This window comes from Spirochaeta thermophila DSM 6192, from assembly GCF_000147075.1.
Classification (GTDB): Bacteria; Spirochaetota; Spirochaetia; order Winmispirales; family Winmispiraceae; genus Winmispira; species Winmispira thermophila_A.
Genome location: NC_014484.1, coordinates 1,788,048 through 1,808,080 on the forward strand (window position 1 = coordinate 1,788,048; position 20,033 = coordinate 1,808,080).

Annotated in this window: 15 protein-coding genes and 1 pseudogene; 8 read left to right on the forward strand and 8 right to left on the reverse strand. The window is 63.0% G+C overall.

The features are described 5' to 3' along the window. Positions 1-328: 328 nt before the first annotated feature. The 3 genes from STHERM_RS08100 to fabV form a co-directional block, all read right to left on the reverse strand. Positions 329-1,483, reverse strand: a complete 1,155-nt coding sequence (locus STHERM_RS08100) for an ROK family transcriptional regulator (RefSeq protein WP_013314407.1) — start codon at positions 1,481-1,483, stop codon at positions 329-331. Between the two features lie 113 nt (positions 1,484-1,596). After that, complete coding sequence (xylA, locus tag STHERM_RS08105) at positions 1,597-2,919, reverse strand: xylose isomerase (protein ID WP_013314408.1); 1,323 nt, start codon at positions 2,917-2,919, stop codon at positions 1,597-1,599. Positions 2,920-3,024: 105 nt separating this feature from the next. Beyond that, entirely contained in the window at positions 3,025-4,203 is a 1,179-nt protein-coding gene (gene fabV / locus STHERM_RS08110) for an enoyl-ACP reductase FabV (protein ID WP_013314409.1), read from the reverse strand. Positions 4,204-4,375: 172 nt separating this feature from the next. Here fabV and hflK point away from each other — a divergent pair, with 172 nt between their 5' ends. The 3 genes from hflK to STHERM_RS08125 all read left to right on the forward strand — a co-directional run bounded on the left by hflK (position 4,376) and on the right by STHERM_RS08125 (position 9,402). After that, entirely contained in the window at positions 4,376-5,365 is a 990-nt protein-coding gene (gene hflK, locus STHERM_RS08115) for an FtsH protease activity modulator HflK (RefSeq protein ID WP_013314410.1), read from the forward strand. After that, positions 5,362-6,399 carry a protease modulator HflC gene (gene hflC / locus STHERM_RS08120; RefSeq protein WP_013314411.1) on the forward strand — a complete coding sequence of 346 codons (1,038 nt, stop codon included), beginning with the start codon at positions 5,362-5,364 and terminating at the stop codon, positions 6,397-6,399. The genes hflK and hflC overlap by 4 nt, the downstream gene beginning before the upstream one ends. 66 nt (positions 6,400-6,465) lie before the next feature. Continuing rightward, positions 6,466-9,402 carry a hypothetical protein gene (locus tag STHERM_RS08125; protein ID WP_013314412.1) on the forward strand — a complete coding sequence of 979 codons (2,937 nt, stop codon included), beginning with the start codon at positions 6,466-6,468 and terminating at the stop codon, positions 9,400-9,402. Here the strand turns inward: STHERM_RS08125 and STHERM_RS08130 are convergent. Beyond that, positions 9,382-11,283 carry a putative bifunctional diguanylate cyclase/phosphodiesterase gene (locus tag STHERM_RS08130; RefSeq protein WP_013314413.1) on the reverse strand — a complete coding sequence of 634 codons (1,902 nt, stop codon included), beginning with the start codon at positions 11,281-11,283 and terminating at the stop codon, positions 9,382-9,384. The genes STHERM_RS08125 and STHERM_RS08130 overlap by 21 nt on opposite strands. 7 nt (positions 11,284-11,290) lie before the next feature. Then, positions 11,291-13,411, reverse strand: coding sequence for a [Fe-Fe] hydrogenase large subunit C-terminal domain-containing protein (locus tag STHERM_RS08135; RefSeq protein ID WP_013314414.1), 2,121 nt, complete (start codon positions 13,409-13,411; stop codon positions 11,291-11,293). A gap of 127 nt (positions 13,412-13,538) precedes the next feature. On the opposite strand from STHERM_RS08135, the gene STHERM_RS08140 reads away from it, so the two are divergent. Beyond that, positions 13,539-14,516 carry an aldo/keto reductase gene (locus STHERM_RS08140; protein ID WP_013314415.1) on the forward strand — a complete coding sequence of 326 codons (978 nt, stop codon included), beginning with the start codon at positions 13,539-13,541 and terminating at the stop codon, positions 14,514-14,516. A 145-nt stretch (positions 14,517-14,661) separates the two neighbouring features. Here the strand turns inward: STHERM_RS08140 and STHERM_RS12330 are convergent, their stop codons facing one another. Then, positions 14,662-14,883 (reverse strand): hypothetical protein, encoded by a 222-nt coding sequence (locus STHERM_RS12330; RefSeq protein WP_041623465.1) that lies wholly within the window; start codon positions 14,881-14,883, stop codon positions 14,662-14,664. On the opposite strand from STHERM_RS12330, the pseudogene STHERM_RS12750 reads away from it, so the two are divergent. After that, a pseudogene (locus STHERM_RS12750) lies at positions 14,798-15,307 on the forward strand (alpha/beta hydrolase); the annotation flags it as partial. The gene STHERM_RS12330 and the pseudogene STHERM_RS12750 sit on opposite strands and share 86 nt — an antisense overlap. On the opposite strand, the gene STHERM_RS12340 reads toward STHERM_RS12750, so the two are convergent. Both STHERM_RS12340 and recO read right to left on the reverse strand, forming a co-directional pair. Further along, the gene (locus tag STHERM_RS12340; RefSeq protein WP_041623469.1) at positions 15,208-15,420 is read right to left on the reverse strand and encodes a hypothetical protein; all 213 of its coding nucleotides are present in this window, start codon (positions 15,418-15,420) and stop codon (positions 15,208-15,210) included. The pseudogene STHERM_RS12750 and the gene STHERM_RS12340 overlap by 100 nt on opposite strands. After that, positions 15,413-16,183, reverse strand: a complete 771-nt coding sequence (recO, locus tag STHERM_RS08160; RefSeq protein ID WP_148223896.1) for a DNA repair protein RecO — start codon at positions 16,181-16,183, stop codon at positions 15,413-15,415. Before recO ends, STHERM_RS12340 begins: the two co-directional genes overlap by 8 nt. A 68-nt stretch (positions 16,184-16,251) precedes the next feature. On the opposite strand from recO, the gene lon reads away from it, so the two are divergent. From lon to STHERM_RS08175, 3 genes are read left to right on the forward strand one after another with little or no spacing between them, the layout of a single operon-like run. Next, positions 16,252-18,627, forward strand: a complete 2,376-nt coding sequence (gene lon, locus STHERM_RS08165) for an endopeptidase La (protein WP_041623470.1) — start codon at positions 16,252-16,254, stop codon at positions 18,625-18,627. Further along, complete coding sequence (locus tag STHERM_RS08170) at positions 18,624-19,472, forward strand: M15 family metallopeptidase (protein ID WP_013314418.1); 849 nt, start codon at positions 18,624-18,626, stop codon at positions 19,470-19,472. Before lon ends, STHERM_RS08170 begins: the two co-directional genes overlap by 4 nt. A gap of 32 nt (positions 19,473-19,504) precedes the next feature. Beyond that, positions 19,505-19,990 (forward strand): hypothetical protein, encoded by a 486-nt coding sequence (locus tag STHERM_RS08175; RefSeq protein ID WP_013314419.1) that lies wholly within the window; start codon positions 19,505-19,507, stop codon positions 19,988-19,990. The last annotated feature ends 43 nt before the right edge of the window (positions 19,991-20,033 follow it).

The following is a 20,033-nucleotide window of genomic DNA, read 5'->3' on the forward strand; positions in this document are numbered from 1 at the left end:
CTACTATACATATAGGATATTATTTCATATCATAAAATATACGCCACCATCATCATTTTGTCAAGCTTTTTTATCAACTATTTGGAAAAAAAGAGAAAATAGAACTAATGTAATATTCTAATTATTGGAGGCCTGTTCGCGGGGTTGACGCTCCCTTCACCGGAAGTATGGAGAAGGAAGGCCCACCACGTGTGTGCCGGCCGTCTTTCCGAAAGGCTGAGAGGGATGAGGCATCCTGGCAGGCGCATGGATCACCGCGGAACAGGGAACGAGGAGGCACCCCGTGTCCCCCTTCCGTACTCAGGAGAACCGGGCGTGGTGCGGCGTCTCACCCCGCATACAGGGGGAAACTTTTGAGGGGCAGGAGGGCCGCCCCGAGGAGGGCCGAATCCCCCCCCAAGGGTGAGAGGAGGATGCTCACGTCGTGGTCTTCACAGAGCGAGGACTCCTCGAGGAGGATTCGGTTGAGGGGATCCATGAGCCGGGAACCGAAGATCGCGATCTCCCCTCCTATGTAGACGAAACGAGGATCGAACGAGAGGATGACGTTGTGGATACCGTACGAGAGGTACTCCACATACCTGTCCCACACCGTCATCGCCTCAGGCTCACCACCCTCCACGCCCTCGAGGAGCTCCTCGAGCGTCACTTCCTCTTTCTTCTTCTCGAACGAGTAGTCTTCGAGCAAGGCTGAGATGGATCCGTACCGTTCCCAGCACCCCTTCTTCCCGCAGTTGCAGAGCCTCCCCTGCGGGAAGATGGTCACGTGTCCGACCTCACCCGCCCGGGCATTCGCTCCTCGATAGATGTCTCCCCCTATGATGATCCCCGCACCGATCCCCTCGGTGATGGAGATGTACACCACGGGGTCTTCGCCGTTACAGTGTCCGTTGAGCATGTGCTCGCCCAGGGCAGAGGCGTTCGCTTCGTTCTCCACCATCACGGGAAAGGGAAAGAGTTTCCCGAACTCCTCGAACGAGACGTTCTGCAGGTGGAGGTTCGGCGCCACCTCGAGCACCTTCCGCTCCGGATCGGTCACCCCCGGAAGGGCGATCCCCACCCCGAGGATCACCTCCGGAAGCAGGTCCTCCCCCCTGAGGAGCTCGCGAATCATCCTCTCGATGAGGGCAGAGAGCCCTGCAGGGGAGAGCCGCTCGGGAAGGCGCTCCTCCCGCTTCAGAACCGGTTCGGCGTAGAGGTTCGTGAGCGCGGCCTTGATCTTTCCGGGCCGCACCTCTATCCCTATGCTGTACCGCGCATCGGGTACGAACTCCACCTGGAGGGGACGCCTCCCGCCCCGGGATTCCGCCATCCCGGCCTCCCGCACGAATCCGTCGCGGATGAGGTCCTCCAGGTTGCTCGCCACCGTGGGCAGGCTCATGCCGGTCTCGAGGGCGATCTCCTGCCGGGTGAGGAGCCGCCTCTGAGCGAGAACCTTAAGGATCTTGTTCCGGTTCTGAATCCTTATATTCTTCACAGACATAGGTATACCACACCTTCACTCAAGATACAAGCATCTGCGAAAGTTCATTTAAAAACGCCACCCCCGGCCATCCAAAGCAGAAGGGGGGAGGGTCGCCCCCTCCCCCCGTGCCCTCAGGCCTCGAGCAGGTACCGGTTGAGGACGGCCTCCAGGAGCTCCTGCCTGCCGGAGGCGTTCTTTATCTCTGCTTTGTCGATGATATAGGCTTCGAGATCTTCGAATCCCACCTTGCCCTCGACGATCTTCTTGCCGATGCCCTCACGATAGCTCGCGTACCGCTCCTCCACGTGCTTCTCTATGGCCTTGTCCTCGAGGAGCTTCCAGGCCACCTTGAACCCCCGTGCAAAGGCATCCATGCCGGCGATGTGGGCGATGAAGATATCCTCGGGCTCGAAGGATCCCCGCCGCACCTTGGCGTCGAAGTTGAGCCCGCCCGGAGCGATCCCGCCGTTCTTGATCACCTCGTACATCGCCAGGGTGGTCTCATAGAGGTTCGTGGGGAACTGATCGGTGTCCCATCCGAGGAGGTAGTCCCCCTGGTTGACGTCCATGCTCCCCAGGATCCCGTTGATCCGGGCGAAGTGGAGTTCGTGCTGGAAGGTGTGATAGGCCAGGGTCGCATGATTCATCTCGATGTTCACCTTGAAGTAGGGCAGGAGGTCGTACTTCTTGAGGAATCCGTACACCGCAGCCACGTCGAAATCGTACTGGTGCTTGGTGGGCTCCTTGGGCTTCGGCTCGATGAGGAACTGCCCCTTGAACCCTATCTTCTTGGCGTAGTCCACCGCCATGTGGAGGAAGCGGGCGAGGTTGTCGAGCTCGAGCTGCATGTTCGTGTTGAGCAGGGTCTCGTACCCTTCACGACCGCCCCAGAACACGTAGTTCTGGCCGCCCAGGTACAGGGTCACCTCGAGCGCCTTCTTGACCTGGGCCGCCGCATAGGCGAAGACCTCGGCGTTGGGCGAGGTGGATGCCCCATGTACGTAGCGCGGATGGCTGAAGAGGTTCGCGGTTCCCCACAGGAGCTTCACAGGGCTGTCCTTCATGAGGTCCTTGGTGTATTCGACCACCTCGTCCAGGAGCTTATTGGTCTCCCTGAGCGTGGTCCCCTCGGGTGCGATGTCCCTGTCGTGGAAGCAGAAGAAGGGGATTTCCAGCTTCTCCGCGATCTCGAAACAGGCCCGCATCCTGGCCTTGGCCTGCTCCATGGGATCGGAGATCGAGAGCCACGGACGGATCATGGTTCCCACCCCGAAGGGGTCCTGCCCGCTCCCGTTGAGGGTGTGCCAGTAGGCTAGGGCGAAACGGAGGTGCTCCTTGAGCGGCTTGCCACCGATCACCTCGTCGGGGTTGTAGTACTTGAACGCGAGGGGATTATCGGATCCCGGTCCCTCGTAGGGGATCTTTGAGATGTTCTTGAAAAATTCATTGATCATGGCCCTCTCCTTGGTTTATGAGATCTTCTTACCCAATCAGTATAGCAGGAGAGGGCCTAAAAGACAAGAACTTTTATAAAGAAAATTAATAAATGGCCCTCTTCCCTACCCTTCTCGAGGGTCCACCTCTTTCTCGTAGTCGATCTCTTTGAATCCGAACCCGTGGAGGTTGAGGAAGTCCGTGAGGTAGCCGTCCACATCGGCCTCGCGGTCGAGCGTCTCGGTGGTGATCCGCTCCCACACCTCGGCCACCTCCCTCTGCACATCCTCCCGCATCTCCCAGTCGTCCATGCGGATCCGGCCCTCATCGTCCACGGGCACCGGTCCTCCCGCGTAGAGCCGCTCCGCGAGCATGCGGTACATCTGTTCGATGCAGCCCTCGTGGATGCCTTTGGCCTTCATCACCGTGAAGAGGATCGAGAGGTAGAGGGGCACCGCAGGAATCACCGCGCTCGCACGGGTGACCACCGCCTTGTTCACCGAGACGTAGGCCTTCCCGCCCACAGAGGCGAGCGCCTCGTCGAGGGTCTTGGCCGTGGCCTCGAGGTGCTCCTTGGCCTTCCCTATGGTCCCCTCCCTGTAGATGGGTCGGGTGAGCTCGGGGCCGATGTAGGAGTAGGCCACCGTCACCGCTCCCTCCGCGAGCACACCGCCCTCCTTCAAGGCCTCCACCCAGAGCTGCCAGTCCTCGCCTCCCATCACCTTCACCGTAGCCTCGATCTCTTCCTCGGAGGCCGGCTCAATGGTGGCCTGGATGACCTCGCGCTTGAGGGGATCGAGGGCCTTAGAGGTGTAGGTCCGACCGATGGGCTTGAGGGCCGACCGGTAGGTCACCCCGGAGACCGGGTCCGTCCTCACCCCTGAGGCAAGGCTGTACACAAAAAGGTCGATCGTGCCGTACTCCTTCTTTATGAGGTCGACCACCTGCTCTTTCACCTCGAAGGAAAAGGCGTCGCCGTTGATGTCGTGGACCTTGAGACCGGCCGCTTCGGCCCTCTTGAGGAAGTGCCGGGCTGCGTACCACCCCGGCGTGCCGGTGCGTTTCTCGGACGGCTCCTTCTCGAAGTACACCCCTATGGTGGCGGCTCCTGCCCCGAACCCCGCGGCGATGCGGGTGGCCAGGCCGTATCCTCCCGAGGATCCCACCACCAGGACGTTCTTCGGCCCCGAGGAGAGCGGACCTCGCTGCCTCACGTAGTCTATCTGCCTGTCGACGAACAGCCTGCACCCTTCCGGATGGGCGTTCATGCAGATGTTGTTCCGGATCATGGGCTTTATCACCATACCTCTCACTCCTTTCGTGCGTAATCGACGGACGGGTCTCATACTATGTCGAAAAGGAGAGGAGGTCAAGCATTTATTCGGCCGCCGGCCGAATATTTCCCCCGTTGTTGACGGCAGGGGGTATTGGTAGTACGCTTTACTGTCAGCACCTGAACGCAAGGGGAGGAACACCATGTATGAACGAGACGTCACTCCCAAACCGATACCGTTCTATCTGAAACCCAGGATACTGCTCCTGGTGGTACTGGTGGTAGTGGGACTCATCCTTTTCTTCACGAGCTTCTTCGTGGTCGATCAGACCGAGGAGGCCGTGGTACTCCGATTCGGGAGGTACCACCGCACAGTGGGGCCGGGTCTGCACTGGAAACTACCGCTCGGCATAGACCGCAACTACAACGTCCCCACCCAGGTCATCCAGAACATGAGTTTCGGCTTCAGGACCGAACGGCCCGGCGTGGTCACGGTGTACTCGAGTCGTGACTATCCAGAAGAGTCCATCATGCTCACCGGCGACCTCAACATAGTGGACGTGGAGTGGATCATCCAGTACCGAATCGTCGATCCGAAGGCCTGGCTCTTCAACGTGGAGGACAGAATCAAGACCATCCGTGACATATCACAGTCGGTCATCAATATGCTCGTGGGAGACAGGGCCATCCTCAATGTTATCAGCGTGGACCGGACCATGATCGAGAGCGAGGGACAGGAGCTCATGAACCAGCTCTTCAAGCAATACGGCCTCGGGATCACCGTGACGGCGGTGAAGCTGCAGAACGTGGTGCCGCCCAAGGGCGAAGTGCAGGACGCCTTCGAGGACGTGAACAAGGCCATCCAGGACATGAACCGACTCATCAATGAAGGTAAGGAAGCCTACAACAAGGAGATCCCAAGGGTGAAGGGCGAGGCGCAGCGGATCATCCAGGAGGCGGAGGGGTACAGGGCCGAACGAATCAACCGGGCGGAAGGTGAGGCGAAGCGATTCCTCGCGGTCCTCGAGGAGTACCGCAAGGCCCCTGAGATCACGCGCACCAGGCTCTACTACGAGATGCTCGAGAAGGTGCTTCAGAACGCCGAGAGCCTCGACCTGGTGGACAAGACCCTGGAGAACTTCCTCCCACTCAAAGAACTGGGTGGCACCGGTACCACAGGAGGCGCACGATGAAAAAGCTCGTAAATACCCTGATCGTCATCGCAGTGGTCCTCTTCATCTTCCTCCTCTTCGGGCCGTTGTACGTGCTCTCCGAGGGGGAACAGGCCGTGGTGATCCGCTTCGGAAAGATCGTGAGAGTCGACCAGGAGGCGGGCCTCAAGACCAAGGTCCCGATGGTGGACAATGTGGTGAAGTTCTCGAAGAAGATCCTCTCGTGGGATGGAGAGCCTCAGCGCATCCCCACCCTCGAACAGCAGTTCATCTGGGTCGACACCACCGCCCGGTGGCGTATCAGCGACCCGGCGAAGTTCTACTCCACCCTCACCACCATGGAGCGCGCCTACTCCCGCCTCGACGACATCATCGACAGTGCGGTGAGGACCGTTATCTCCGCCAACCCGCTGCGTGAAGCAGTGCGCAACTCCAACATCATCAACGAGATACCTGCGGAGGAGGTGATCCCGGCCGAAGTGGGTGAGGAACCCGCACTCACCGAGGAGCTCAAGGAGTACACCCAGGTGTCCTCCCAGCAGGAACAGATAAAGAAGGGGCGGAAAGTCCTCTCGGACGAGATGCTCTCGCTGGTGAAACACGTGGTCCCGAACTTCGGTATCGAGGTCATTGACGTCATCATCCGGCAGATCCGGTACTCAGACGACCTCACTGAGAGCGTCTACCAGCGCATGATCAAGGAGAGGAACCAGATCGCCCAGGCGTACCGGTCCTTCGGAGAAGGGAAGAAGCAGGAGTGGTTGGGAAAGCTCGAACGGGACAAGAAGACAATCCTCTCGGAGGCCGAGAAGAAGGCGAACGAGGTGAAGGGACAGGCCGACGCAGAGGCCACCAGGATATACGCCGAGGCCTTCACCAGGGATCCGGACTTCTTCAGGTTCTGGCGCGCGGTCCAGTCCTATGAGCTCACGCTGCCGGAACTCAAGAAGATCCTTTCCACCGATATGGACTACTTCGACTTCCTCTACGACCCCAACGCGAGACGAGGTTCCACGGACGCCCGATCGTACTGGGCGCCCTTCTTTTCTCCGTAAAAGGGCGGGAAATCGTGACAGGCACTCCCCCTATGTGGTATATTTTCTTTGAAGAGAGACGCCGGGATGTCCGAACACCTCGATCCTTCAATCTACGATCTCGAAGCTGAAGAGCTGGATTCGTACCGAAGGGAGGAGGTCTTTCCCTCCCCTCCAGAAGGGGAGAGAAAGTACTGGCGTCTCATAAGGGAGGCTGCCACCTCCCCGTCCCAGAGCATCCCCTTCCTTTCGGCCGTACAGCTCGACCAGCTTCGCAGCCCTGCCGACCGGATGGGGCTCGAGCGGTTGTTCCTCGCCTATCTCACCCACGGCGGGCCCACCTGGCTCAATCCGTATCCCCTCCTCCAGCGTCTCGAGCGTTCCCTCGAGAAGTACCTCGGACCACAGAAGGCCCTCGCCCCCCTCGTGGATCTCCTCACACGCCTCGCAGAGAGGGGGATCTCTCCCCACGGATTCCTCCTCTACGTGGTGCTCCCCAGGATGGAAGGCGACTTCAACTGGCGGGAGTGGGAAGACCATCACTTCCCCGCCTTCCGCATCATCGGGGAACTCCTCGTCTCGCTCAAACAGGAGCCTCCCTTCGACAAGCCGGTACTGGGCGACGAACACCTCCACCTGGCCCGCGACGTGGTACTCATCAAATACCTCGCCCGGCCCCTCGCCCGCCTCCCGGGGACGGAACTGCAGAGAGGCGATCTCATCCTGGAGTACCAGAGCGTGTGGCGATCGCTCCACCTGGCAAGCACCACCTTCATCCACTTCCTCAGGACCCACGTCCTCGGCCCCCTCTACACCCTCTCGGGGAAGCTCTCGCTGGATCAGATCATTGAGCTCCTCGCCCCCCTCCCCGAGCTCGAACCGCTCCTCGCCTCGCTCCCGCCGGAAAAAGGCCTGAGCGTGCACCTCTACCACGCCCTCCCCGAGAGGGAGATCCTCAAACGGACGACCAAGGGCTATCTCCCCTCTCATGTGATCAAGGAGCTCGCCGCCTACACCAGACTCGTCGTGCGCCTCCTTCCCCGGCCTCTGGGGATCCCCGTGCTCAGGCTCATAGCCTATCTCCTCCGCATGCGGATGGAACCCGACCTCGGCCGGGCCATCCTCTCGCTCGCGGAATCCCTGCCGCCCAAGGGCGGGCTCGTGCTCTACAAGTGGCACCTGAGGAGGCTTCTCTCGACCCCCCGTACACAGAGGGAAGCCTTCATCACCGAAACGGCCGGCCACCAGGGGGTACACCCGGCCTATCCCTTCACCGAGGAACTCTTCCCCGATCCGGAAGAGACACACCAGCGTCACGCCTTTGCGGAGTACGCGAAGCTCCTCTCCGTGGAGCCCGACCGCATCAAGGGGGCGGCCGACATCGTGGACCTCTATCTCCGACGGCACCCGGAGCTCGAACCGGTCTTCTCGCTCATCCGGGAGGACATCCTCGAGGGCCGCGACCGCAGGTGGGACCCTGAGCGCATCTCCCTCTACGACAGGGCCACCGGTCCCATCCACGCCCCCTTCCTCCGCACCCTCATCCCCGGCATGGGCTCCCTCTTCTACACCGCCCCCAAGTCCCCCTCCTTCCAGGAGCTCGCCTCCCGCTATCCGGTCTCCCCCACCCTCCCCCCGCTCGCCCACACCTTCCCGCTCGCCCTCACCGCCTCCACCCCCCAGCTCTGGGAGGAGGCGTCCGTGAAGGAACGCATCGCCCTCCAGCCGCTCCTCGCGGTGAGTGCCGTCTTTCGAGCCCCCCTCTCCTCCCCTCCTGAACAGGAAGTCTTCCGGGCCATAAGCAGGAAACTCCTCTCCCTGCGGGAACCACTCCAGGAGGCCTATCAGGAACTCGCCGCCGCCCCCGCCCAGGGCCCCGAGGCCGAGCGCCTCCGCCGACGCTACGACCACCTCCTCGCCCGCCAGCGCGCCCTCCGCACCGCGCTCGGTCTCTATCAGGAGGCATCCGGCCACCTGCGATTCCTCATCGCCCTCGTGGTAGGGGCACACTTCGGCAAATCCGACCCCCACCTCTCCGGACTCGCCCTCTCGTGGGCCCTCGCCCGCTACCGGCACGACCCCCTCCTCGCCAAACAGATCGCCTATCTCTCCGAGGACCTCGCCGAGGACGACCTCTCCCTCGCGCAGCTCTCCCAGATCACCCTGAGTCTCGAACACCTCTTCAGGCTCGTGGCGGACGACCCGCACATCCGTGACGTCCTCGACCACACCGCGGCCGAACACCAGGAGGCCCTCGCCCCGTTCCTCCTCACCCGACGAAAGACCCTCACCCTCGACGCCGTGGACGCCGCCCTCAAACGACTCTGCCGCTACCACCAGATGCTCGCCGAACAGGCCAAGTGGCAGGAACTCCTCTCCCGCACCTACCGCCAGGAGGAGCCTCCCCACACCTTCAAGCTCTACCTCTCGAAGACCCCGCTCGACGCCTACTATGGCGACATGGGCGGGATCTGTCTCTCCGAACACCCCGAAGCCATCACGAACCCCGACCTCTACGTGGCGAGACTCGCCGACCTCACCTCGGGCACCATCCAAGGGGTGGCCGTGCTCTACCGCAACACCGTCCCCTCTCAGAGCATGGGCGGCAGGCCCTACTGGTTCGCCTTCGCCATCAACCCCCTCCCCTCCCTCTGCCGCAAGCTCTCCAACGCCCAGCTCCTCCAGATGTACCTCAACTACCGCATCCTCTTCGAGGAGCTCTCGCGCCGCACGGGCATGCCCGTACTCCTCCCCGGCATCTCGAGCTGGGGCATCATCTCCAACAACGACCACCTGCGCCGCATCATCCTGCGGTACGAGCTCATGAGGAAACCTCCCGTGCTCAAAGACGCCGCAGGCTTCTCCTTCTACTACCACGAGTACCAGTACGCCCACGCCGCATGCATCATCGACCCCGCCCGACCCGACTCCTTCACCGCCCGGCGGGACCTCGAAGCCCTCTCCGCCCACCTCGCGCCCGGCAACGCCACGGCGCCCGCACCATCAGATCCCGTCTCGGCCTGAGCCCCGCTCCTGTACCACGAGGAGGAACTGCTCCTCGGGCATGGGCCTCGCGTAGTAGAACCCCTGGAACACCGCACACCCCTGTGCGGAGAGGAACGCCACCTGCTCCCGCCGCTCCACCCCCTCCGCGATCACCACGATCCCCAGATCTCCGGCGAGACGCACCACCGACTGCACGATGGCCACATCCTCACGCCGCTCGGGTACCCCCGCCACGAACGAATGGTCCAGCTTGATGGCCCTCACCCAGCAGCGCTTGAGGTAGTTGAAGCTCGAGTACCCGGTGCCGAAATCGTCCACACAGAGGCTGATCCCCATACCACGGAGGGATGCGAAGACCCCCTCCTCCTCGGCGAGAGAGAGGAAACTCCGCTCGGTGAGCTCGAACATGAGCACATCACGGGGAATATCATACACAGCCATCTTGTCCGCACAAAACGAGACGAACTCACCCTCCCTGAGCAGAGGCGGGGCCACGTTCAACGAGAGGAAGGGGAGGACGATCCCCTGCTCCCTCATCCTGGCCCACAGGCCGCACACCTCGGCCACCACCCACTTCCCCAGGGGAAGGATGAGGCTCTTCTCCTCCAGGAGGGAGACGAACTCCCCCGGGGAGAGGATCCCCTCGTCCGGATGATTCCAGCGCAGGAGGGCCTCCGCCCCCACCACCGTCCCTTCCTTGTCCACGAACGGCTGGTAGAACAAGACGAGCTCGTTCCGCTCGAGGGCCCTGTGCAGCTCATGGCGACGTACCACGAGCGACCGGAAGCGTTGCTCCCATCCCTCCTCGTGGAGGGAATACGACCGCCCCTCCTTGAGCGCGTGCTCGAGAGCCAACTCAGCCACCTCCACCACCCGCGCCGGATGTCGGGAGTCCGACGGATAGACCGCGGCACCCGCCACCCATACGACATCGAACCTCCGCCCCTCCACCACGTAGGGCCTGTTGCACGCGGAGAGGACACGCCTGAGGAGTCCCACCACCTTGCCACGCTCCCCCATCCCCCCTGCCACGAGGAAGAAGCGATCCTCACCCGCCGTCCACACCTCGTCCGAAGGCCGCATGAGGCTACGGATCCGCTCCATCGCGCGGGCGATGACCTGCCGCTGCACCCCCCTCCCATAGACCTGCCCCACCTCCCAGAGCGAGGGAGCAGCAAGGTGGATCACCGCACAGACGGCCCCTTCCCCGCGTGAGGCAAGGTATTCCTGGAACCGCACCACGGGAGGAAGGACCCTCTCTTCCTCCTCCCTCCTCTCCTCCCTCTCCACCACGACCACCACACACCCCCCGGCCACACAGCGCCGCGTGCACCACACCCGACGCCTCCTCCCCCCCACCTCCAGCTCGGTCTCCTCCTCCCCTCCCTCCAGGATTCCCTTCAACTCCTCCTCCACGGAACCTCCCCCGAGGAGCATGGATACGCTCTCGATCGGATACCCCTTCCCCGGCTCGATCCGGAGCATCCACTCCTCACACAGACGCGCGTTCACCCACACCCTTCCCCCCACCGACACCATGACCGGGTGCGCCGCCCCCTCCATGAGTCCCTCCACCACCCGCAGGAGGAAATCCCGATCCCTTCTCAGGCGGATGGCGTACTCCACGAGCGCCGATCCCCCCACACCCCAGATGAGCCACACCCACCCGCTCGGGAGATACCCCCCGTACCCCCTCCAATCGGCCCAGAGGAAGAACCCGACCCACACCACCCCCCACACCATCCCCGCGCCGCGCACCCCGGCCGCGAGCACCCCCCCGAGCGGGAGGAACATGAGAGGGAAGACCCACACCCCCAGGAAGGGGAGGGCATACCGGGCCGTCACCCCCACGAGGACGAGCCCCACCACCGCGAACAGCCCACGAAGACGAGGAGACATACGACACTCAGTCCGTGCGTGCGGTCGAAAGCCCCACGTTGCCCAACCGCTCGGCGAGCCGGAGGATGTTCGACACCTCGACCCTCCGGTCCTTGAGAGAGAGCGACTCCTCCGCCGTCTGGGTCATCTGCTCCACCGTGGCCGCGATGGTCTGGAAGAGCTCCTCCTGCTGCTTCGTGGAGAACCCCACCTGAGAGAGCAGGCCCATGCTCTGCTGCACGGTCTGTATGAGATCGCTCAAGGAGAAGAGAAGACGTTCCAACGCGGGGACGACCTCTCCGAGCCGAGAGGCCTCGCGGTTCGATGCCTCCTCGAGTAAGGCGATGTCCCCCACCAGTTCCCGGGCCTTCCGGCCGATCCCCTCGGCCGAGGCCATGGTCTCGTCGGCGAGCTTCCTGATCTCGTGGGCGATCACCCCGAACCCCTTGCCCGCCGCCCCCACGTGGGCCGCCTCTATGGAGGCGTTGAGGGCGAGCAGGCGCGTCCTGTCGGCCACCTCTGCGATGAGCGACACCATCTCGGGGATGGTCGCCGACCGTTCCCTGAGGAGCCTCGCCCGCCTGCCCACCTCCTCCACGTCCTCCTGGGCCGAGAACACGTGCGTGGACGACTCCTCCATGGTGTTGTAGTTCTCCCTGAGTGTCTCCTCCATCTTCCTCACCCCGGAGAGGAGCTCCTCGTGCACCTGCTGGAGTTCCCGGGCCGTGGCGAGCAGGACATCGGCGTTCACACACCCGAGGGCCTTCCTGAACCCGTCGATCACCGAGTAGAGGGCGAGGATGAGCTCCTGCTGGACCAGCCGTTGTTCCGACACCCTCTGACGCTGGGCCTCCTCCTCCTTGAGGAGGTAGAGCACGCAGTGCTCCTTCCTGGTGAGCCCGGCGGCGAGGGCGCGGGCCATCCCCTCGCAGGAGAGATACCCACACGCCCCGCAGTTCCGCTCGTCGACAGGAGAGGTCTTCCCGAGCTCCCGGAAGATGCGCGCCTTCACCTCATCGGTGAGCACAGGCAGGTCAACCATCTGCGACCTGTCCTCATAGGAACGCCTGTAGAGGTGGGGCCTCCAGTACCGGGAGAGGAGCCTGGAGAGAGCCCGCTTTCCGCCTCCCGGCAGGAGTCCACGCTTCCTGTAGGAGGCCATCATGCGATCGGCCCTGCGGCGCACCGCCTCCTCCAGCACGTCCCGCGGCCCGGTCTGGAAGCGCGTGCCCGGCCCCCCGTTGCAGCCGAGCTCGCAGTTGAGACAGTCGAGAAGGAGCGGGGCGCTCCCCCGCTCGAGAGCCTGCGGGATCTCCTTGAAGTAGGGGTAGAGGACCTGAGGACCCTCGATCTTTCGCGTACGGGAGACCACCTCGGGCATCTCCCGGGCGAGGGTGGCGAGGAGTCCTCCCGGATTCGAGAACCAGACGGCCCGCTCAGCCGGATCGTTGTCGAACTCCTCCTCGGGACAGGTCGAGAGATCGACCCCTTCCTGCTCGAAGTAGTCCACCAGTCTCCGCATGGTCACGTTGTAGGTCCCCACCCCCACGGTGAGGAACTCCCGCTTCTTCGCCACGCACGGGGAGACCACGAGGAACTCGTGATCCCTATACTCCGGATAGAAGGCCTTCACCATCTTCATCACGTGCACCATGGGACTGTCCACCGGTGCGAGGTGGGGAAGCAGCTCGGGCTGGTAGAGCTCGAGGTAGCTCACCACCGCAGGACAGGGCTGTGCGATGAGGAACCCGGGACGTTCTGTCTTGAGGTAGTGGACATACGAGGCGATGGTGAGCTCCGCCCCAAAACTCACATCGAAGACCGCCCTGGCCCCCATGGCCTTGAGCCACCCGTTGAGCCTGAGGTGCTGCTCCCCGAAGTGAGCCGCCGCAGCAGGCGCCACGAAGGCCACCACCTTTTTCCCCGACCTCAGGGCATCCAGGGCCTCCTCCAGGTCGTCCACCACCCTGCGCGCACCGTGCGTGCAGGCCTTGAGGCACTCGCCGCACCCGATGCACAGCTCGGGCCGCACCTCCACCACCTCTCCGGAGCCGTCGTTCGCATACTTCACCGGACAGACCGCGATGCACCGGTGACAGCTCACACAACGCGCGGGATCCACGTCGATGAGCGGCTGACTGTAGACCATTCCCCCCTCCTTCGAAGATCTCTTCACCCATCATGACAGGGAATCCACGCCTCCCGATTCACCCTTTCCTTGCACAGGCCTCCTGATCTCACTACACTGGAACTACATCCATACGAGGAGGAACCCCATGCAACGAACACTCGGACGATCGGGCATCACGGTGAGCGCCCTCGGCCTCGGGTGCTGGCCCATGGGAGGCGTGGCCTACCGGGACGAGAAGCCCGACGGCTACGCCGGTGCGGACGACAGGGAATCGATCCGCGCGATCCACGCGGCCATCGACGCCGGCATCACCTTCTTCGACGTGGCAGACTGCTACGGCGCGGGCCACGGCGAGGAAGTGCTCGGCAAGGCCCTCAAGGGAAGACGCGACCGGGTGGTGATCGGCACCAAATTCGGCAACCTCTTCAACGAGAGCACCCGCACCCTCCAGGGCGAGAACGTCTCACCCGGCTACATTCGGCGGGCCCTCGAGGCATCCCTCCGCCGACTCAAGACCGACTACATCGACGTCTACCAGATACACACCTGGAGCATGAACCTCGCCGACGTAGGCCCGTGCCTCGATACCCTCGACGCCCTGGTGGATGAGGGCAAGATCCGCACCTACGGCTGGAGCACCGACCTCCTCGAGGGGGCCATGCTCATCGCCGCCCGTCCGAAGGCGAGCGTCATGCAGTACCAGTGCAACATCCTCTTCCACGACGATCGGCTCATCAGGTACTGCGAAGAACACCGGCTCGCAGGCCTCAACCGCAGCCCCCTCGGCATGGGGCTCCTCTCAGGGAAGTACCGGCCGGGCGACCGCATGCCCGAAGGCGACATCAGGGGACAGAGGATCGAGTGGATGCAGTACTACCGCGACGGAAGACCCAACGAAACCCTCCTTGAGAAACTCGAGGCCGTGCGGGAGATCCTCACCCGGGACGGCCGGAGCCTCGTCCAGGGGGCCATCGCGTGGTTGTGGGCCAAGAGCCCGGTCAACATCCCCATCCCGGGATTCAAGAACACCGCCCAGGCCCTCGAACTCGCCGGGGCCATGGAGAAAGGCCCGCTCCGGCCCGAAGACATGGCCGAGATAGAGGGACTTCTGGGACAGGCCTGAAGCACGTGCCCAAGATACCCTGTTCTAGAGGTATGAGGGCGAGATCCCTCATGATATCACGAAGTGTCGCTCGATCACAAAACGTGGTACTGGCCTCCTTGCTCGCGGTGGTGCTCCTCCTCGGAGGATGCGCCACCGTCTCTTTTCACGAAAAGGAGCTCTTCGAAGGTGCAGGGAGGGGGGAAGAGAATCCCCTCCCGGGCGTGGAGCGCACCTTCATCACCCTCTCGGACGGCACCGGGCTCGAGACATGGGTCGTCCCTGCCCCGACCCCCCGGGCCGTGCTCCTCTTCTTCAGCGGGAACGGAGGCCTCTCGAAGGCCCACCTCCCCTTCTTCCGGGAGGCGGTGACCCGGTGGGACCTCACCGTGGTGGCGGTGCACTACAGGGGGTACGGACGAAGCGGGGGAAGCCCCACCACAGAGACCCTCGCCTCCGACCCACCGGAGATCCTCCGCCTGGTAAAGGCCCGCTACGCACCGGACCTCCCCCTCATCGTCGCAGGCCACTCCCTCGGCGGGTATGCCGCCCTCAGGTGCGCCGGCATGCCCGAGGCCGACGCCTTCCTCATCATCGCCACCTTCACCACCTCGGCCGAGCTCGCCGAGGTGTGGCGCACCGACCGCGTCCCCTGGTACGCCGCACCCTTCGTGAAGATCGACGTGGACGAGAAGGTCCTCACCCTGGACAACTACGAGGCCGTGGCGCGGGTCCACGTGCCCATCGCCTTTGTCCACGGCACCGCGGACACGGTGATCCCCTCCTGGATGTCCGCCCGCCTCCACACCACCTGCCCCTCCCCCCACACCCTGCTCCGCACCATACCCGACGCCGACCACGCCACCCCCTCCTCCCCCGCCACCGGCAGCCCACCCTCGAAGCCCTCGGCTTCCTCCTCAGCCACCTCCCCCGCTGACCCCCAGCACCTCCCGCACCAGACCCGCACTCGCCAACCTCCTCCCCACCGCCTCCTCCCCCCGCTCCAGCACCACCCTCACCAGACCCCTCCTCACCCCCTCCTCCATCCGCACCCGCACCCCCAACCCCACTCTCCCCTCCGCGAACCCCGCACACACCCCCCGCATCGCCCCACTCAACCACCACGCCCCCTCCCGCCCCACCGCACACCCCCTGCACAGGAGTCCCTCCTCCACACTCCCCCACCACGCCCCCTCCTCGCCCAACCCCCTCCCGCACCGTGCGCACCGATCCCACTCCGGCGCCACCCCGAGGAGCCCCAGGAACCGCAGAAGCCACCCCACCAGCACCCGCTCCACCTCCTCCACCCCACCCGCCCGCCTGAGCGCATCCCTCCCCTCCAGGAGCAGCCGATACACCTCGGCCTCGTGCCCCGCCCCATGCGTCGCCACCACCAGGTCGGCCCACAACTGGAACACCGCGAGCCCCTCGAGCCTGCCTGCGCCCAGCACCTCCACCCGATCCACATCCGACACCTTCACATGCCCCTTCACCGGATTGACGTAGAGGTAGAAGACCGCCCGGGAGCCCACCTGCGCAGCCGCCCCCAACCTGGAAGAAGGCCGCTGGGCGCCGTAGGCCGTCGCCTCGAGGAGCCCCTCGCGAGAGAGGATCACCACCTGTCTGTCCTGATCCCCCACCGGCCGGGAGCGGACCACCACCCCCTCTGTTCGCTTGTTCCTGCGCATGATTTTGTTTACTTTAATAGGGGTATCGCACCCTGGTAAACCCCCACGGAAACCCATGACAAGGAGGCATGATGGAACAGCACATCATCCCTGCCGACCAGATACTCCCCCAGAAACTCCACCTCCTCCCCCTCGTCGACCGCCCCCTCTTCCCCGGCATGGTCACCCCCCTCATCGTCACCGGCGAGGCCGACGTCCGCACGGTGCACGAAGCCCTCGAAGGCGGGAACTTCATCGGCCTCGTGCTCACCAGGACCGAAGAGCGGACATCCATCTCGCCGGACGGCCTCTACACCGTGGGGACCGTGGCCCGCATCCTGCGGAAGATCAACCTCCCCGACGGCGGACTCAACATATTCGTCTCCACCCTCAAGCGCTTCGTCGTACGCAAGTTCCTCCAGGAAGCCCCCCCCATCATCGCAGCCGTGGAATACCCTGAGGAAACAGGAGAACAGACCGACGAAGTAAAGGCCCTCACGAGGGCCCTCCTCGGAGAGATGAAACAAGTCCTCGAGAACAACCCCCTCATCTCCGAGGAGATACGACTCAACATGGTCAACATCGACCAGCCCGGCCGCATCGCCGACTTCATCACCGCGGTCCTCAACATAAAACGCGAGGAACAACAGGAGATCCTCGAGATCTTCGACATCCGCGCCCGAATGGAAAAAGTCCTCATCTACGTGAAGCGCGAACAAGAGCTCCTCAAGATACAGCAGAAGATCCAGAAACAGATCAACGAGAAGATCGAGAAGAGCCAGCGGGAGTTCTTCCTGAGGGAACAGCTCAAGGCCATCAAGAAGGAACTCGGCATGCCCGTCGACGCCAAGAGTGCCGAGTACCAGAAGTTCAAGGAAAAGATGGAAAAGCTCCCTCTCCCCGATGAGGTGAGAGAAGTGGTGGAACAGGAGCTCGAGAAGTTCTCACTCATGGAACCCCAATCGCCCGAGTTTACAGTCAGCAGAAACTACCTCGAGACCATTCTCTCCCTCCCCTGGGAGGATCCACCCCCCGAAGTAGTCGACATCAAGAAAGCCAAACGCATCCTCGACCAGGATCACTACGGACTTGAGGACGTGAAGGAACGCATCCTCGAGTTCCTCGCAGTCCGCAAGCTCAAACAAGAGACCAAGGGCTCCATCATCTGTCTCGTGGGCCCCCCCGGGGTGGGGAAGACCTCCATCGGCAAGTCCATCGCCCGGGCCCTCGGACGGAAGTTCTTCCGGTTCTCGGTGGGCGGCATGCGAGACGAAGCGGAGATCAAAGGACACCGTCGTACCTACATCGGCGCCATGCCCGGGAAGATCATCCAGGGCCTCAAGATAGTGAAGACCAAGAACCCGGTCTTCATGATCGACGAGATCGACAAGCTGGGAGTCTCGTTCCAGGGGGACCCTGCCTCAGCCCTGCTCGAGGTGCTCGACCCTGAACAGAACGTCGCCTTCAGGGACCACTACCTCGATGTGCCCTTCGACATCTCAAAGGTCCTCTTCATCGCCACGGCCAACACCCTCGACACCATTCCGCGGCCTCTCCTCGACCGCATGGAGGTGATCAGGCTCTCGGGCTACATAGAGGAGGAGAAGATCGCCATCGCACGGCGCTACCTCATCCCCCGCTCCCTCGAAGAGCACGGCCTCGCCAAGGACGCCGTGAAGTACACCACCCCGGGTCTGCGCGCCATCATCCGCGGGTATGCTCGCGAGGCAGGGGTGCGCAACCTTGAGAAGGCCATCGACAAGATCCACCGGAGGGTGGCAAAGAAGCTCGTCATGGAAGAACTCTCGCAGGAAGAGCTGCCCGTCACCATCACCCCGGAGAACGTGGAGACATACCTCGACAAGCCCCTCTATCCCGAGGAGGAGACCAAGCGCATCAAGAAGCCAGGCATGGCCCTCGGCCTTGCGTGGACCCCATTCGGCGGCGAGGTGCTCATCATAGAGGCGGTGGCCACCCCTGGGAGGGAAGGCCTCTCACTCACCGGTCAGCTCGGCGACGTGATGAAGGAGTCGGCCACCATCGCCTATACCTACGTGCGCTCGATCGCCCCCCGCTACGGCCTGCCGCTCGAGTTCTTCGAGCGACACCACATCCACCTCCACGTGCCGGCCGGTGCCACACCCAAGGACGGCCCGTCGGCGGGCATCACCATGGCTTCCGCCCTCCTTTCCCTGGTGGCCGAAAGGAAGGTACGACCCCAGCTCGCCATGACCGGCGAGCTCTCCCTCACAGGAAGCGTGCTCCCCATAGGAGGGCTTAAAGAGAAGGTCATCGCTGCCAAACGAGCACGGGTGAAGGAGATCATCATACCCAAGAGCAACGAGAAGGACCTGGAGGAAATCCCCGAGTACGTCCGCAAAGGGATCACCTTCCACATGGTCGAATCCATGGAAGAGGTGATCGACCTCCTCTTCGAGGAGAAGCTCAAGCGGAGGAACAGGTGAGGCCCCTCGCCACGCTCACCCTGGTGGCAGTGCTCGCAGGAGGCTGTACTGGGAGAGAGGAGCACGCGACACCGCATCCTGAGGAGCCTGGCCTGCTACACCCCCGCTACACCCTCACCATGGACGACCTTATGAGGATGACAGCCGACCTTCCTCCAGGAATCCGTGAGGGGATTCAGGCTGATCCTGTCACCTTTCTCTCCAAGCTCGACGAGGTGCTCACCCTATGGGAAAAAGACCCTGCCCTCTTCCTTCTGGTGGACAAATCGCACGGGCTTCCTCCCGACTACGAGCCGGAGGACCTCGTCCCGCTCGAGGGACGGGGCCTCGCCCTCGCCAGGCCCGGCCTCATGCTCAGGGAGAAGGTCGTCCCCGACCTCATCCGCATGGCAGAGGCGGCGCGCGAGGAGGGAGTGGAGCTCGTGGTGGGCTCGTGCTACCGGTCGTACGAGCGCCAGGCGGCCATCTACCGGTGGGAGGTCGAGACCTACGGGAAGGAGGCGGCCGACAGGGAATCCGCCCGGCCCGGTCACTCCCAGCACCAACTCGGCCTCGCGGTGGATTTCTCCCCCATCGAGGACCGGTTTGCCGATCTTCCGGCCGGAAGGTGGCTCGCGGTGCACGCCTGGGAGTACGGCTTCTCACTCTCGTACCCCGAAGGCTACGAACACCTCACCGGGTATCGGTACGAACCGTGGCACTTTAGGTACCTCACCCCCCAGGGGACGGCCCTCGAAAAGGAGTTCTTCGGCGGCATCCAGCAGTACATGCTCGAGTTTCTCAACACTCATCGTGAGGAACTCTATGCCTCGAGAAAACCTCTGGCGCAGACCGGCGAACTGTAGTACACTCTTCTATCACTTGTAAGGAGATGGCTATGCGGTATTCCGCTATCCTCCCCCTGCTCTTGCTGAGCCTTCTTCCTCTCCCAGCCCAGGAGTCCCAGGAAGGCAATCTCTCCTCAATGGAGGCGAAACTCCAGACCTTGTACCTCGAGTTTCTGGACGACCTCGGCACCAGACCTCGTATCGACGAGGATGGAGACGTGGAATTCCACTACGACGGCGGGATCTACTACATCATCGTGGATGAAGAGGATCCTGAGTACTTCAGCATCATCTACCCCAACTTCTGGGAAATAGAGAGCGAAGATGAATACCAGCAGGTCCTCGTGGCCGCAGACTACGTCACAGCTCTCTCCAAGGTAGCCAAGGTCTACATTGTGGATGACAACGTGTGGGCCACGGTGGAGATGATCCTCCCCTCACCGGAAGACTTCGCCCAGGTCTTCGACCGGGCCATGGGACTCCTCCAGAACGGTGTCTACAACTTCGTCCTCAAGATGAAGGAACTCGCACAGTAGAGAACGGGTTTACAGACTCACGCATTCGTCGTACCCTCACCCT

Coding starts and splice junctions, on each gene's coding strand:
- STHERM_RS08100 (WP_013314407.1), bottom strand. CDS start 1,483: ATGTCTGTGAAGAATATAAGGATTCAGAACCGGAACAAGATCCTTAAG.
- xylA (WP_013314408.1), bottom strand. CDS start 2,919: ATGATCAATGAATTTTTCAAGAACATCTCAAAGATCCCCTACGAGGGA.
- fabV (WP_013314409.1), bottom strand. CDS start 4,203: ATGGTGATAAAGCCCATGATCCGGAACAACATCTGCATGAACGCCCAT.
- hflK (WP_013314410.1), top strand. CDS start 4,376: ATGTATGAACGAGACGTCACTCCCAAACCGATACCGTTCTATCTGAAA.
- hflC (WP_013314411.1), top strand. CDS start 5,362: ATGAAAAAGCTCGTAAATACCCTGATCGTCATCGCAGTGGTCCTCTTC.
- STHERM_RS08125 (WP_013314412.1), top strand. CDS start 6,466: ATGTCCGAACACCTCGATCCTTCAATCTACGATCTCGAAGCTGAAGAG.
- STHERM_RS08130 (WP_013314413.1), bottom strand. CDS start 11,283: ATGTCTCCTCGTCTTCGTGGGCTGTTCGCGGTGGTGGGGCTCGTCCTC.
- STHERM_RS08135 (WP_013314414.1), bottom strand. CDS start 13,411: ATGGTCTACAGTCAGCCGCTCATCGACGTGGATCCCGCGCGTTGTGTG.
- STHERM_RS08140 (WP_013314415.1), top strand. CDS start 13,539: ATGCAACGAACACTCGGACGATCGGGCATCACGGTGAGCGCCCTCGGC.
- recO (WP_148223896.1), bottom strand. CDS start 16,183: ATGCGCAGGAACAAGCGAACAGAGGGGGTGGTGGTCCGCTCCCGGCCG.
- lon (WP_041623470.1), top strand. CDS start 16,252: ATGATGGAACAGCACATCATCCCTGCCGACCAGATACTCCCCCAGAAA.
- STHERM_RS08175 (WP_013314419.1), top strand. CDS start 19,505: ATGCGGTATTCCGCTATCCTCCCCCTGCTCTTGCTGAGCCTTCTTCCT.